The organism is Selenomonas sp. oral taxon 920 (assembly GCF_001717585.1).
GTDB lineage: Bacteria > Bacillota > Negativicutes > Selenomonadales > Selenomonadaceae > Centipeda.
In genome coordinates, this window is record NZ_CP017042.1 from 703,048 (window position 1) to 718,358 (window position 15,311).

A 15,311-nucleotide genomic window follows, 5' to 3' on the forward strand; every position below is an offset into this window, starting at 1 on the left:
AGAGCCGCGTTTTTTTATGGAATCCCTATATCAAAATGATTTCATCAAGATCGAGATGATGGTATAGGTGGAGGCAACGTAGAGGATGACGAAGACGAGTTTGCGGAAAAGGGCGGCGGGCATCAAACACATGCTCTCACGTCCTGCGACAATGCCGATGGCGAGCGCGGGCAAGAGATAGATGAACTCGTTGAATGCGGCTGTGAGCGGGAAACCGCCGATGAGATAGCTGACGAGTGAGGTCGCATTGCCGAGGAAGAAGTAGACAAAGCAGGTCGCACGAAACACATTTGGTAGCATTGAGGTATACGCAAGGTAGATCAGGAACGGCAGTCCGCCCATGCCCGTTGTAATCGCAGTGAAGCCGGAGAGCATGCCCGTTATGATCGTGTTGCGCCGACACTCCGGAATAAGCCGGTGCGAGATCTGCATGAGGAGCAGGCTCAGGAGGACAACGACGTTGATGAAGACCTTCAGCGCGTCGTTCGAGATGGTGGTAAAGAAAAAGAAGCCGATAGGCTGTCCCGCAAGCATGCCGAGATACATCCAGCGCACGAGCGGGAGATTCGCCTGCTTTCGCATGAGGAATCCCTGTACGGCGTTGCCGCTGCATGCGAGGAGCAGCATGATCGGGACGGTGAGTTTCGGTTCGTAGAAGAACATAAGCAGAGGTGCGGCGATGATGACGAGACCGAAGCCTGTGATCGACTGGATGAAGGCGGCAAAGAAGATAGCGAGTGTCGGCCCAATGTGCGCAGCGACCCCGGCAAAATAGTGCTCCAAACAAACACCTCCCAGTGCAGAGAATGAGTTTGTGTTTATTGTATCATGAAAGATGTACGAACGTACACTTTTTGACATGGTATTCAGACACACATGGGAAAACAGGAAGAAAGTCCTAAAAATATTTATGCTAAAATATGAATAATGATTGACGCCTTCCTCCTATTTCATGTATAATATATCGAAACTATTATTAAGTAAAAACGAGCGGCAATGCCGCTGTCACGATGGTTAAGGAATTGTTGATAAGCTGCGTTTATCAGTGTTTCCTTAAATACTGGGAGGAGCAAGAGCATAGTGGAGAGGTATTGCCCGCAGGAGATTGAAGCGAAGTGGCAGAAGCGCTGGGAGAGTGAGAACAGCTGCCATACGGAGATGGACAACGAGAAGCCGAAGTACTACGTGCTTGAGATGTTCCCCTATCCGTCGGGAAAACTCCACATGGGGCATGTCCGCAACTACTCGATTGGCGATGTTGTCGCGCGTTTTCGGACGATGGAAGGCTACAATGTCCTGCACCCGATGGGATTCGATTCCTTTGGCATGCCCGCAGAAAATGCGGCGATTCAAAACAAGGTGCACCCCGCGAAGTGGACATATGCGAACATTGAGAACATGGAGCGTCAGCAGAAGGCACTCGGGCTCGCGTATGACTGGTCACGCGAGGTCATCACCTGCCGTGAGGACTACTACCGCTGGACACAGTGGCTCTTTGAACTCTTCTACAAGAAGGGCCTTGCGTATAAGAAGGCGGCATCCGTCAACTGGTGTGACACCTGCGGTACGGTACTCGCAAATGAGCAGGTCGAGGACGGCAAATGCTGGCGCTGCAAGTCCGAGGTACACAAGAAGAACCTTGCACAGTGGTTTTTGAGGATTACGGACTATGCCGACGAACTCCTTGCTGATCTGGATAAGCTCCCGGGATGGCCCGAGCGCGTCAAGACCATGCAGGAGAACTGGATCGGACGCAGTGAGGGGCTTGAGTTCCGTCTTCCCGCACCCACGCTCGATACGGAGATCCCCGTCTACACGACGCGTCCCGATACCGTGTTCGGCATCACCTTCCTCGCACTTGCCCCCGAGCACCCGCTCGTGGAGCAGATCTGTGCAATCAGCGACAAGGCAGATGAGATACGCGCATTCTGTACGCGCGTGAAGAAGCAGTCCGACATTGAACGCGCTTCAAGCGAGTCGGAGAAAGAGGGCATTTTCACCGGGCTCTACTGTACGAATCCGTTCAATGGGGAGCAGGTCGAGATCTGGATCACGAATTACGTCCTCTTCGAGTATGGAACGGGCGCCGTCATGGCGGTGCCGTCAGAGGATCAGCGCGACTGGATGTTCGCAACGAAGTACGGCATCCGCAAGATCCTCACGATCCGTCCGCCCAAGGGTGAGCTGTGTCTCGAGGACATGACGGCTGCCTACGTTGAAAAAGAGGGCTTCCTGATCAACTCCGGCAAGTTCACGGGGATGGAGATGCACGCGGCAATGGGCGCGATCATTGACGAGGCCGAGGCGCAGGGCTTCGGCAAGCGCCGCGTCAACTACCGTCTGCGGGACTGGCTCATCTCACGCCAGCGCTACTGGGGTGCGCCCATTCCCATCATTAACTGTGAGAAATGCGGTGAGGTCCTGGTACCCGAGGAGGAGCTTCCCGTGCGTCTGCCCGAGGATGTGTCCTTCGCACAGGGGGCGGTATCACCGCTCTCTTCGAGCGAGCACTTCCTCCACTGCAAATGTCCGAAATGCGGCGGCACGGCAACGCGCGAGACGGATACGATGGATACGTTCATCTGCTCCTCGTGGTACTACTATCGATATGCAGACCCGCACAATACAGAGCGCCCCTTTGATCGGGACAAGGTGAACTACTGGGCCCCAGTCGATCAGTATATCGGTGGCATCGAGCACGCGATTCTGCATCTGCTCTATGCGCGCTTCTTCACGAAGGTGCTGCGCGACGCGGGGCTGCTCGACTTCGACGAACCGTTCACGAATCTGCTCACACAGGGGATGGTTATCAAGGATGGCGCGAAGATGTCGAAGTCGCTCGGCAACGTCGTTTCACCCGAGGAGATCATTGAGAAGTACGGTGCGGACACAGCGCGTCTCTTCATCCTCTTTGCCGCACCCGTGGAGCGCGATCTGGACTGGAGCGACCAGGGGGTCGAGGGGGCATTCCGCTTCCTGAACCGCGTTTGGCGTATCCTGCTCCAGTTCGAGGATGTGATCAAGAGTGCAGCGGAGACTCGCGATTCCGCTGCACTTACGGCGGAGGAGACCGAGCTGCGCCGTGTCCTCCACACGACCATTAAGAAGGTCACAGAGGATGTGCGCGACCGCTTTATGTTCAATACGGCGATCTCGGCCATTATGGAGCTGGTCAATGCGTTCTACGCATTTCAGGACAAACCCCTTAGCCCAGCGCTTGCGCGTGAGACAGGGAGCGTGCTCCTGCGGCTGCTCGCACCGTTTGCACCGCACATCACGGAGGAGCTTTGGGCACGACTCTTTACGGGCAGCGTGCATGCTGAGAAGTGGCCGACATACGATGCGTCTGCCCTCACACAGAACGAGATCGAAGTGGTGCTTCAGGTCAATGGCAAGGTACGCGACCGCGTGAAGATCGCTGCCGATCTGGACAGGGAGGCGATGGAGCGATTGGTCACTGAACTGCCGCGCGCCAAGGAGCTCACGGAGGGCAGGCAGATCGTAAAGGTCATCTGCGTTCCCGGTAAACTGGTCAATATTGTTGTCAAAGGATAAGAGAGAAACTCTGTTCAAGGAAGAGAAAAGGGAGAGAATACATTATGTTAAAAGCGTTTGCTGTTCGGAGCCTGCTGCCGGAGATGCTCATCGGACGTACGGTCTATGATGGGGAGACTGAGATTGTACTCGTTGAGGGCGGCACGGTTCTGGACCGCGAGACGATCAACCTGCTCAAAGAGAAGGAGATCGCGTCCGTCTACGTTGATGAGGACAGTATCCTCACTGCCGTGCAGAAGGAGAAGGCGGCAAAGGCGGCAGCAGAGCCGGACTTTGAGGGCAGCGTGACTCCGGAGCGGGATGTGAAGCTGGATGACAAGTACGCAGAGAATTATCGCTACGTATACGGCGAGATGGAAAAACTCTTTCAGCAGGCAGCGGTCACCGGCAAGCTCGACATGGAGATCCTGCAGCCCGTCATGGCAAGCGGGCGTCTGCGCGACCTCTACAAAGAGGGCGCAACGGCGGTTTCCATGATCTACAGCATGAATCAGGATGGAGACTACAACCTTCATCACTGCGTTCATCTTGCTATCCTCGGCGGACTCATGGCGAAGTGGATGGGGCTGAACGGCATCGACCGTCAGAACCTCGTGCTTGCAGGGCTCTTCCTCGACATCGGCAAGCAGTTCATCGAGAAGGATCTGCTTGAGAAGAAGGGGCGCCTCACGGAGGAGGAGTTCGATATTCTCAAGAATCATGTGGTTGACAGCTTCAAGCTCCTGGAGAGCAGCGATCTCTCGGGGCGTGCCGACCTCATGAACGGTGTGATTCAGCATCACGAGCGCAACGATGGTTCGGGCTATCCGTCCGGACTCGAGGGCGATCAGATCTCGACGTTCGGCAAGGTACTCGCTGTGCTCGACAGCTATGATGCGATGGCGTCCAGTCGCACGTATGCAGAGAAGCGTTCGCCGTTCGAGGTATTCAAGATTCTCTACGCAGACGTGCTGGACGGCAAGCTGGATTCCGAGTACGCGGTACTCTTTATGCGCAAGCTCAACGCTGCGCTCAATGGCTGCTGGCTGCGCCTCTCGGACGGAACGGCAGGGCGCATTGTCTACATTGACGAGTCGCGCGTGACGGCAATGCCTGTTGTGCAGCTCGTGGACGGCGGCTTTATCGACCTCAATACGGTGAAGGACATTACCGTCGTTGAGATCATGACAGCGGCGGATGTCAGCAAACTTTAATCATAGAGATCAAAGCACCCTGCGGGGTGCTTTTTTGTGTGCGGCTATTTCCATCGCTCATTGAATGCGCTATAATGACAGAATGACTTTTCGGCAGTGATGGGGAGGGTGCACAATGGCGATGGTTCCAAAACTCAATACGACGATCTTCGAGAAAGAGACTCCTTTCAAGGTCGTCGCGCCGTTTGCGCCGATGGGCGATCAGCCGCAGGCGATTGCAGACCTTGCAGGCGGCATCGAGAACGGGATGACGGCGCAGGTACTCCTCGGTGCAACGGGCACGGGCAAGACCTATACGATGGCAAAGGTCATCGAGCGAGTGCAGCGTCCGACACTCGTCATCGCACACAACAAGACGCTCGCGGCACAGCTTGCAAGTGAGTTCAAGTCCTTCTTTCCCGACAACTACGTCGGCTACTTTGTCAGCTACTACGACTATTACCAGCCCGAGGCGTACATTGCGCAGACCGACACCTACATTGAGAAGGACGCATCCATCAACGACGAGATCGACGAACTGCGCCACTCTGCGACCTGTTCACTGTTCGAGCGGCGCGATGTCATTATTGTCGCGAGCGTGTCCTGCATCTATGGTCTCGGCTCGCCCGAGAGCTATCATGAGATGGTGCTCTCCGTGCACAAGGGGCAGACGATTCCGCGCGAGGCGATTCTGCAAAAACTCGTTTCCATCCGCTACGAGCGCAACGATATTGCCTTCGAGCGCGGACGGTTTCGCGTGCGCGGCGATGTGGTCGAGATATTCCCTGCGGGTTACAACAACCGCGGCGTGCGCATCGAAATGTTCGGCGACGAGGTCGAACGCATCATCGAGTTTGACGTGACCTCGGGCGAAGTCTACGGCGAGCGTCTGCATTCGATGGTCTTTCCTGCCTCCCACTACGTCACGGACGATGAGGATATGAAAATCGCAATGGCGGATATCCGCACGGAGCTTGCAGAGCGTCTGGATGAACTCAAGGGCGCGGGCAAACTCCTCGAGGCGCAGCGGCTCGAACAGCGCACGAACTACGACCTCGAGATGATGGAGGAGATGGGGTACTGCTCCGGCATCGAGAACTACTCGCGGCACCTCACGCATCGGAATGCGGGCGATACGCCGTACACGCTCCTCGACTACTTCCCCTCCGACTTCCTCATCATGATCGACGAATCCCATGTGACACTGCCTCAGATTCATGCGATGTACGGCGGTGATCGCAGCCGCAAGGTCTCGCTTGTAGACAACGGTTTCCGTCTGCCGTCTGCGTTCGACAACCGTCCGCTCACATTCGAGGAGTTTGCCGCACGCGTCAATCAGATCGTCTACGTCTCTGCGACCCCCGGCAAATACGAGATGCAGCAGGCACAGCAGGTTGCGCAGCAGATCATCCGCCCGACGGGACTGCTCGACCCTGTGGTGGAGGTGCGGCCGCTCGACGGACAGATCGACGATCTGCTCTCAGAGATCCGCATACGAATTGAGAAAAATGAACGTGTGCTCGTTACGACCCTGACAAAGCGGATGGCAGAACATCTCACAGACTATCTGCGCGAAGCGGGAGTCAAGGTTCGCTATCTCCACTCGGACATTGCGACCATCGAGCGTGCGGAGATCATCCACGACCTGCGTGCGGGTGAGTTTGACGTGCTCGTCGGCATCAACCTCCTGCGCGAGGGACTGGACATGCCCGAGGTCTCGCTCATCGCCATCCTCGACGCGGACAAGGAGGGGTTTCTGCGCTCGGATACAGCACTCATTCAGACCATCGGCCGCGCCGCACGCAACGCGGGCGGACACGTCATCATGTACGGCGATGTCATCACAGGATCGATGCAGCGTGCGATGGATGAGACGGAGCGCCGCCGCACGATCCAGAATGCGTACAACGAGGTGCACGGAATCGTGCCCAAGACCATCGAGAAGCCCATCGTGCCGCTCATCGAGATGACACTCGTTGCCGCTGAGGACAGGGCACCGTATGGGAAAAAGGACGGCAAGGCGAAGAAAAAGCTCGGCAAGAAGGAGCGCGAAAACCTCGTCAAGAGCCTCCTGCGCGAAATGCAGCAGGCATCACGCGCCCTCGAATTCGAGCGTGCGGCGGAGCTGCGCGATATGATTGTGGAGCTCGAGGGTGAACTGCCGAAGAAGAAAAAATAGGGGAAACTATGAACGAAAGTATCAAAATCGAGGGCGCACGCGCCCACAACCTAAAGAATATCAACGTGGAGATTCCGCGCGACAAGCTCGTTGTCGTGACGGGGCTCTCGGGCTCGGGGAAATCCTCGCTCGCATTTGACACGATCTATGCCGAGGGGCAGCGTCGCTATGTGGAGTCGCTGTCCGCATATGCACGGCAGTTCCTCGGGCAGATGGACAAGCCTGATGTGGACAACATCGAGGGACTCTCGCCCGCGATCTCGATTGACCAAAAGACGACGAGCCACAACCCGCGCTCGACGGTGGGGACGGTGACGGAGGTCTATGACTATCTGCGTCTGCTCTATGCGCGGGCGGGCCGTCCGCACTGCCCGAACTGCGGCAAGCCCATCGCGCAGCAGAGTGTCGATCAGATGGTGGATGCCATTATGACGCAGCCCGAGAGCACAAAGCTGCTCATCATGGCGCAGCTCGTGCGCGGGAAAAAGGGCGAGCACCGCAAGGTCCTCGATCAGATCCGCCGCGACGGCTATGTGCGCGTGCGTATCGACGGAGAGCTGCGCGACCTTGGGGAGGAGATCGCTCTCGAAAAGCAGAAGAAGCATACGATTGAGATTGTAGTGGATCGTCTCGTTGTGCGTGCGGGTACGGAGAGCCGCCTGACGGACTCGCTTGAAACGGCTCTGCGTGCGGGCGGCGGGGTGGTCTATGTACAGGTGGTGGACGGGGATACGCTCATGTTCAGCGAGAATTTTGCCTGTATTGACTGCGGCATCTCGCTCCCCGAGATCGCGCCGCGCATGTTCTCGTTCAACAGTCCGTTTGGTGCGTGTCCCGTCTGTACGGGACTCGGCAGTCACAAGGAGTTTGACGAGGAGCTTGTTGTGCCGGACAAGACGCTCAGCGTGGCAGACGGTGTCTTTGCGCCGCTCTCGAAGAATCCGAACTCCTACGGGATGCGTGCGATTTCGGCGCTCCTCCGTGCGCACGACTACGACGAACATACACAGTGGAACCGCATGGACAAGAAGATGCAGAAGATGCTGCTCTATGGTTCGGATGAGTACGTTTCTTTCCAATATACGAATATGTTCGGCGAGGAAAAGGAATACAATGTCCCCTATGAGGGCGTTCTGCCCGCGCTTGCGCGCCGCTATCGGGAGACGGACTCGGAGGAGATGCGTGAAAGCTACGAGGACTATATGACGGATACGCCGTGTACGGCGTGTCACGGTGCACGCCTGAAGCCCGAGACGCTCGCCGTTACGGTCGGCGGGAAGAGCATCGCCGAGCTCACGGCACTGACGATCCGCGAGGCGGATGCGTTCCTCACGGAGGCGGAGAAGAGCTTCAGCCCGCGTGAGGCAAAGATCGCCGTGGAGATTCTAAAGGAAATCCACGCGCGTCTGCATTTCCTTCTCGATGTGGGGCTTGACTACCTGACCCTCTCGCGTGCGGCGGGGACACTCTCGGGCGGCGAGGCACAGCGTATCCGTCTTGCGACGCAGATCGGCTCGGGGCTGATGGGGGTGCTCTACATCCTCGACGAGCCAAGCATCGGTCTGCACCAACGCGACAACAACCGCCTGCTCGCGACGCTGCGCCATCTGCGCGACCTCGGCAATACGCTGATCGTCGTGGAACACGACGAGGACACGATGCACGCCGCCGATCACATCATCGACATCGGTCCGGGTGCAGGCGAGCACGGCGGCGAGGTGGTCGCAGAGGGAACGGCGGCGGAGATTATGAAAAATCCCGCCTCCATCACGGGGCAATATCTCGCACGAAAAAAATTCATCCCCGTGCCCTCCGAGCGGCGCAAGGGGAATGGCAACGTCCTCGAAATCGTGGGTGCGTCAGAGAACAATCTCAAGGAAATCAATGTGAAGTTCCCGCTTGGGACGCTCACACTCGTCACGGGGGTCTCCGGTTCCGGCAAGTCCACGCTCGTCAACGAGATCCTCTATCGCGGGGTCGCCTCGCGCCTCTACCGCGCGAAGGGGAAGCCGGGAAAGCATAAGAAGATCAAGGGGCTTGAGCATATTGACAAGGTCATCAACATCGACCAGCAGCCCATCGGGCGCACGCCGCGCTCGAATCCCGCAACGTACACGGGTGTGTTCGATGCGATCCGCGATCTCTTTAGCCAAGTATCAGAGTCGCGTATGCGCGGGTACAAGGCGGGGCGGTTCAGCTTTAACGTGAAGGGCGGACGCTGTGAGGCGTGTCGTGGGGACGGCATCCTCAAAATCGAAATGCAGTTTCTCCCCGATGTCTATGTCCCGTGCGAGGTCTGCAAGGGTGCGCGGTACAACCGCGAGACGCTCGAGGTACACTACAAGGGAAAGACCATCGCCGAGGTGCTCGACATGACGATTGACGAGGCGGTGACATTTTTTCAGAATGTGCCGCGCATTGCACGCAAACTCGAGATCATCCGTGACGTGGGACTGGGCTATATCCGTCTCGGACAGCCTGCGACGACGCTCTCGGGCGGTGAGGCACAGCGCGTGAAGCTCGCGACGGAGCTGTCGAAGCGCAGCACGGGCAAGACGCTCTACATCCTCGACGAGCCGACGACGGGACTGCACGCGGCGGACATTCACAAGCTGCTCGTCATCCTCCAGCGCCTCGTGGACGGCGGCGATACCGTCGTCGTCATCGAGCACAACCTCGATGTAATCAAGGCGGCGGACCATGTGATCGACCTCGGCCCCGAAGGCGGTGTGCGCGGCGGGACGATTGTCGCGCAGGGTACGCCCGAGCAGATCGTTCAAGTTCCTGAGTCCTATACGGGGAGATTTTTGAAGCCTCTGCTTGAGGAGAAACACAAATAGATTTTTACGAACTGAAAAGAAGGTAATGCAATGCTGATCCTAGGTCAGATGATCGTATTTTTCCTGATGATCTTTGCAGGAGCGCTTGCCCGGCGCTACTCTATCATCATTCCGAACAATCAGGAGCAGTTTTCCTCCCTGATTGTAAACATCGCGTGTCCGTGTCTCATCATCTCGGCGGCGATGCGTGCCGAGGAGCATATGGGGCTGACACAGGTCATTGAGACCTACACCGCATACGCTGTCCTGCTCGCAATGATGTGTCTCGTCGGCTTTCTGCTGCCGCTGCTGCTGCGCTTTCGCGGACGGCTGCGCGGAGCGGTCAATCTCTCGTTCTGGTTCAACAACTCGCTCTTTATGGGACTGCCGCTCGTGCAGGGCGTATACGGTGATCAGGCGGTCGTCTATATGACGCTTTTCTTCATCCCTGTGAATCTGCTCTTCTTTGTCTACGGTGTTTCCTCCATCAGCCTTCACAAGCGGCGCGGGCTCGAGATGTTCCGCATGCTGCTGAATCCCGGCATCATTGCATCGCTGATCGCGTGCGTGATCTACTTCGCAGAGATTCCGACGCATCCGCTGCTCTCGCAGACGTTCGCCATGCTCGGGGCGATGACCGCACCACTGGCGATGATGATGATCGGTGCGTCGCTCAAGGATATCCATGTACGCCACATGCTGACGGACCGCAAGCTGCTGCTCTATACGTTTCTCAAAGCCGTCGTACTGCCGATTCCGATCCTGTTCATCATGAAACTCTTCGTGACGAATCCCTATATCCTCGGGTGCAGTCTCGTCATTGTCGCAGCGCCGACGGGCGGTATGGTTGCGATGGTGGCACTGCTCTACAATAAGGTCGCCTATCCTCTGATGACGGAGATCATCGCGCTCTCGACACTGATCTCAGTGGCGACGATCCCGTTCGTCTCAATGATTACGGGACTTTGACAGATTAGGAGGTATCTTTGCTTGTCTTTTTGGTGATATTCCTGCTCATTGTCCTCATACTGCTCGCGCTCAGCCTCTATTTCCTGCGCTATCTTGCGGAGGGGCGGTGTCTCCGCGCGGCGCGCATCGGCGTTACGCTCTTTGAGCTCGGCAGCATCGGCGGACTGTTCTTCCTGTTCAGTACCCATCGGACGGATGGCTGGGCAGGCATGATTACCCTGCCGATCATTCTCCTGCTCGTTGCACAGCTGATTACACTTGCGTTTGTCATGCTTGCCGTGACGGTGCGGTTCATCTGGCGAAAGACGTGCCGTATGCCGTACGATGCGGAGCGGCGGCGCATGCTGAAAAATACGGCACTCTATCCGGCAGCGGGCCTGCTGCTCAGTAGTTACGGCGCATTTATTGAACGACATCAAACCGTGCGGCATGACTATGTGATCCCCGTTCCGCATCTGCCGCCCGAGGCGGCAGGTATGGTGATCGCGCAGATCAGCGACGTGCACCTCGGTACATTCTTCTCCGTGGAGGACTTCGACACACTCCTCACGGAGGTCGCTGCGGGGGGCGCGGATGTGCTCGCCGTGACGGGTGATGTGTTCGACGATGAGCGGCTGAACGCGCGTGCCGCTGAGGTTCTCGCGGCGCACGCCGCAAACTTTCGTGACGGAATCTGGTACTGCATCGGCAATCACGAATACTATCACGCCGGCCGCCCGATTGTTGACTGCATGGCAGGAGAAGGGCGTGTGCACGTTGTACTGAACTCTGCAGAGCGTGTCGCGCGGCGCGGCGCACTCTATATCGCGGGCGTGGACTATCCGTTCGCACGCGGGGAGGCGTTCTATGCAGAGAAGACGGCGTACTTTGCCGCTGCGATGGCAGATGTACCCGTCGATGCTGTGACTGTTCTGCTCGCTCATCATCCCGAGTTTATCGACGATGCGGCGGCATATGGCGGGATCCCACTGACGCTGACGGGGCATACGCACGGCAGTCAGTTCGGCATCCTTGGGCAGCCGCTGTTCCCAGTGTTCAAGTACACGCGCGGCATGGTGCACATCGGGGACAGCTATGGCTACGTGCATACGGGCAACGGCAGCTGGTTCCCGCTGCGGATCGGATGTCCGCCCGAGATTGCATATTTTAGATTGGAGAGGACAGCACAATGAGTTGGATGGACGACTACACTGCCCTTCGCGAGGACATTCATCAGGGCTATATCTACGAGGCGATCGAGGGGATTCTTTATCTGCGTGCGCATGAGGAGATCCCTACGGACGAGCAGTGGCGCTTCTCAGAGATGATGGGGGCGTGCTGCGGGGCGCTTGCCGATACAGAGGGGGCGATTGCCGCGTATTTCGAGGCGGCGACGGAGGATAAATTTCTCCGCAGCCAACGGCAGCATTTCTCCAACTATCTCTACCTCTGTCACGCCGTTCCGAATCTCACGCCGAAGGAGCTGAAGGCGCAGTTCGATATGTATGCGACGCTGTACCGCCATGCGGAACCGCTGCCCGCGCGTGCGGCCGTGCAGCATGAGCGCCTGCAGATCGGCTTTCTCGCGGGGCATTTCCTCAGCTCGTCCTCTTCGCTCTTCTATGAGGGGCTTCTGCGTGGGTTGACGGAGCAGTACGATGTCTGCGCGTATGCGCTTGACGATCGCGCAGATGCATTTACTGAGAGCCTGCGCGGCATAGTGAACTACCATGCACTCGCGAATGTCTCCATCGAGGAACAGGCGGAGCGGATTCGTGCGGATGAGATCGACGTGCTCGTTGACCTCGGCGGACATACGGACGGAGGGATGACGCTCATGGTGCTCGCGTATCGTCCCGCGCCCGTCCAGATCTCGGGCATCGGTTGGTTTGCGACGACGGGCGTTCCCTTTGTCGACGGCTTTTTGACCGATGAAGTGCTCTCGCCTGCGGGCACGGAGGAATTTTACAGCGAGCAACTTCTGCGTCTGCCGCACGCGTTCCACTTTACACCGGATGCGGCGATGCGTGTGAGCGAAGCAGCGGAGCGTCCTGCCGATGCGCCCGTGACCTTTGGCGTGTTCCAGAACTTTATGAAGATCAACGAGGAGTGTCTCAAAGTCTGGGGCAGAATCTTGAAAAAACTGCCGAAGGCACAGCTCGTTTTGCAGGATGCCGTTCTGGACAGCCCTCTGCGCGTGACGACGATCCTCGAGATGATCGAGGGGCTGAAACTGCCTGCAAAGCGCATCTTCGTACGGACGGGAAAACGTGACTATCTGAAGGACTACGGTGACATCGACATCGCGCTCGACACCTTCCCCTATGCGGGCGGCGCATCGACGGCAACGGCACTCTATATGGGCGTTCCCGTCATCACGCTGCGTGGAGAGACGCATCACGGCGCACGTCTCGGTGCGACAATGCTCACGGCGGCAGGGCATACGGAATGGATCGCTGATGATGTGCATACATACGAGCGCCTTGCCATTCGGATGGCAGAGGACATTGGTTCTGTGCGTCTGAATCGTACATCTCTGCGTGCGGAGATGGAATCATCCGCGCTGATGGATGGAGAGACCTATCTTGTGGCGTTTACGGACGAGATCGAACGATTGTGGGCAGAGCGCGGAGACTTTGTACGGTGAAGACGGAGATCATGGATCTCCTTGCGCCGAGTGCAGAACGCCTCCGCCTCCTCGTCGTCGACGGTTCGGAATATCTTGAACGGCTCAGGGAGCTCTGTCCGAACGCGGAGATTCACGCGATTACGCCATACCATGAGATTGCAGAGGATACACACGTTGCTGCGCTTGGCGTGCACGCACACGTTCTCGATTGGCGGCGCGAGCCGCTGCCGTTTGCGGAGGAGACATTCGACCGTATCGTTGCAGAGTTTGCAATTGAGTACGCCTACGAGCCGTACGATACACTTATGGCACTGAACCGTGCGCTGAAAGAGACGGGGACGCTTTACACCTGCTATACAAATGTGCGCTATCATCGCGTGCTCACCGCTCTGCAGGGCGGTGAGTTCCCTGTGCGCGGTGATCGTCATCTCTACGCAAAGCCTGAGATTGTCCGGCTCCTCAATGATACGCTCTACAAGGAAATCCACTTCTTTGCGGGAGAGCGCGACGATGATTCCGCTGCGGCAGAGGGATGGGCAGAGGCGGGATTTGCGAATTTCAGCGATGATCTCGCAACGCGCACGTGGCTCATTCGCGCCGATCGGAGCACGGCAGCAGCAGTGAATCTCAAGCTGCTCTTTTCGGACAGAACACGCCGTACGATCGCCCGTTTGCTGCATCGCATCGAGTACGATACTGCGGCGGAGGAGGCTGTCGCGGAGCTGCGCGAACTCTGTGCGCGTGAGGGAATCTTCCGCGACTACCTTGCGGATTTTATCACAGAGGTCTGCGTGCACGAGGAGAAGGTTCGGACAGAGCTAAAAGATTTACTCGATGAAATTTAAGAGTAAACCATAACTAAATATTTAGTTGACGCAATAAAAAACCTGCCTTATAATAGAGAGCATAAACATAATCTATGACAAGGCAGGTATTTTTTTATGCGCGAAAATCGTGTAAATGAGCTGACGAAGAAGATCATCGCGGGCTATCGTGTCAGCCGCACGGACGACCGTTCCGTCTTTATGGATACGCCGGTTGAGGAACTCGGCGAGGGAGCATATCGCCTCCAAAAGCATTTCTGCGGCAATCATATCGACCTGTGCACGATCGTCAACGGGCGCAGCGGACGCTGTGGGGAGGACTGCAAATACTGTGCACAGGCGGGGCGGCATAAGACAGGTGTTGATACCTATAACTTTATGGCACAGGCGGATCTGATCGCGCACGCAAAGGCAAACCAGGACGCGGGTGCAAACCGTTTCTCCATCGTCACATCGGGCGGTGCGCTCTCGGGCATGGAGTTTGAGCAGGCACTTGAGGCGTACAAGGAGATGCGTCGCACGCTTTCCATCGATCTCTGTGCCTCGCACGGGCTCCTCACGCGCAGTCAGTTTCGCCGCCTGCACGAGGCAGGTGTGACGAGTTATCACCATAACATCGAGACATCGGAGCGCTACTTTCCCGAGATCTGCACGACGCACAGCTACGCCGACCGCATTCGCACGATCAAGGCGGCACAGGCAGAGGGGCTCTGCGTCTGCTCAGGCGGCATCATCGGCATGGGGGAGACGTGGGAGGATCGCTTCGACATGGCGTTTGCTCTGCAGGAACTCGGCATCGAGTCCATCCCGCTCAACTCTCTGATGGCGATCCCGGGGACGCCGCTCGAACATCTCGCGCCGCTCTCGGGTGAGGATATCCTCAGGACGATTGCGATCTTCCGCTTCATCAATCCGACCGCGAATATTCGCCTTGGCGCGGGGCGCAAGCTTCTTCCCGAGAATGGGGCGACGGCGTTCCGCGCCGGTGCATCCGCGTCTATCACGGGAAATATGCTCACGACATCGGGCACGACCATCGCCGAGGATATGGAGCTCATCCGAGAGATGGGGTTCACCAACCGTGATGAGGATTGCCGCGTGTCATCGGGTGCGTGCGGCGCACGTTGATATTGATTCCTACAACATTCATATAAAAGAGAAACAGCTCTGCGAAGTTTTGCTTCG

Annotated in this window: 10 protein-coding genes; 9 read left to right on the top strand and 1 reads right to left on the bottom strand. The window is 57.3% G+C overall.

The features are described from left to right. Nucleotides 1-30 precede the first annotated feature (30 nt). On the bottom strand, nucleotides 31-783 hold the full coding sequence (locus tag BCS37_RS03245; RefSeq protein WP_069180138.1) for a sulfite exporter TauE/SafE family protein: 753 nt from the start codon (nucleotides 781-783) through the stop codon (nucleotides 31-33). Between the two features lie 297 nt (nucleotides 784-1,080). Between BCS37_RS03245 and leuS the strand changes: the two genes are divergently transcribed. The 9 genes from leuS (at nucleotide 1,081) to bioB (ending at nucleotide 15,254) form a co-directional block, all read left to right on the top strand. After that, nucleotides 1,081-3,555: a leucine--tRNA ligase gene (gene leuS, locus BCS37_RS03250; RefSeq protein ID WP_069180139.1), complete on the top strand. Its 2,475-nt coding sequence runs from the start codon at nucleotides 1,081-1,083 to the stop codon at nucleotides 3,553-3,555. 44 nt (nucleotides 3,556-3,599) lie between these two features. After that, entirely contained in the window at nucleotides 3,600-4,748 is a 1,149-nt protein-coding gene (locus BCS37_RS03255; RefSeq protein WP_069180140.1) for an HD-GYP domain-containing protein, read from the top strand. 115 nt (nucleotides 4,749-4,863) lie between these two features. Further along, on the top strand, nucleotides 4,864-6,906 hold the full coding sequence (gene uvrB / locus BCS37_RS03260; RefSeq protein ID WP_069180141.1) for an excinuclease ABC subunit UvrB: 2,043 nt from the start codon (nucleotides 4,864-4,866) through the stop codon (nucleotides 6,904-6,906). An 8-nt stretch (nucleotides 6,907-6,914) separates the two neighbouring features. Then, nucleotides 6,915-9,746 carry an excinuclease ABC subunit UvrA gene (gene uvrA, locus BCS37_RS03265; RefSeq protein ID WP_069180142.1) on the top strand — a complete coding sequence of 944 codons (2,832 nt, stop codon included), beginning with the start codon at nucleotides 6,915-6,917 and terminating at the stop codon, nucleotides 9,744-9,746. 30 nt (nucleotides 9,747-9,776) lie between these two features. Next, nucleotides 9,777-10,694 (top strand): AEC family transporter, encoded by a 918-nt coding sequence (locus BCS37_RS03270; RefSeq protein WP_069180143.1) that lies wholly within the window; start codon nucleotides 9,777-9,779, stop codon nucleotides 10,692-10,694. 17 nt (nucleotides 10,695-10,711) lie between these two features. Next, a complete protein-coding gene (locus tag BCS37_RS03275; protein WP_069180144.1) occupies nucleotides 10,712-11,866 on the top strand; it encodes a metallophosphoesterase in 1,155 nt (384 codons plus the stop codon). Continuing rightward, nucleotides 11,863-13,320, top strand: a complete 1,458-nt coding sequence (locus tag BCS37_RS03280; protein WP_069180145.1) for an O-linked N-acetylglucosamine transferase, SPINDLY family protein — start codon at nucleotides 11,863-11,865, stop codon at nucleotides 13,318-13,320. Before BCS37_RS03275 ends, BCS37_RS03280 begins: the two co-directional genes overlap by 4 nt. Then, on the top strand, nucleotides 13,317-14,147 hold the full coding sequence (locus BCS37_RS03285; protein ID WP_069180146.1) for a methyltransferase domain-containing protein: 831 nt from the start codon (nucleotides 13,317-13,319) through the stop codon (nucleotides 14,145-14,147). The genes BCS37_RS03280 and BCS37_RS03285 overlap by 4 nt, the downstream gene beginning before the upstream one ends. A gap of 96 nt (nucleotides 14,148-14,243) precedes the next feature. Then, nucleotides 14,244-15,254 carry a biotin synthase BioB gene (gene bioB, locus BCS37_RS03290; protein ID WP_069180147.1) on the top strand — a complete coding sequence of 337 codons (1,011 nt, stop codon included), beginning with the start codon at nucleotides 14,244-14,246 and terminating at the stop codon, nucleotides 15,252-15,254. The last annotated feature ends 57 nt before the right edge of the window (nucleotides 15,255-15,311 follow it).

Excerpts from the sequence above, each read along its gene's own strand:
- bioB (WP_069180147.1), top strand. The coding sequence starts at position 14,244 with ATGCGCGAAAATCGTGTAAATGAGCTGACGAAGAAGATCATCGCGGGC.
- BCS37_RS03270 (WP_069180143.1), top strand. The coding sequence starts at position 9,777 with ATGCTGATCCTAGGTCAGATGATCGTATTTTTCCTGATGATCTTTGCA.
- BCS37_RS03255 (WP_069180140.1), top strand. The coding sequence starts at position 3,600 with ATGTTAAAAGCGTTTGCTGTTCGGAGCCTGCTGCCGGAGATGCTCATC.
- uvrA (WP_069180142.1), top strand. The coding sequence starts at position 6,915 with ATGAACGAAAGTATCAAAATCGAGGGCGCACGCGCCCACAACCTAAAG.
- uvrB (WP_069180141.1), top strand. The coding sequence starts at position 4,864 with ATGGCGATGGTTCCAAAACTCAATACGACGATCTTCGAGAAAGAGACT.
- BCS37_RS03280 (WP_069180145.1), top strand. The coding sequence starts at position 11,863 with ATGAGTTGGATGGACGACTACACTGCCCTTCGCGAGGACATTCATCAG.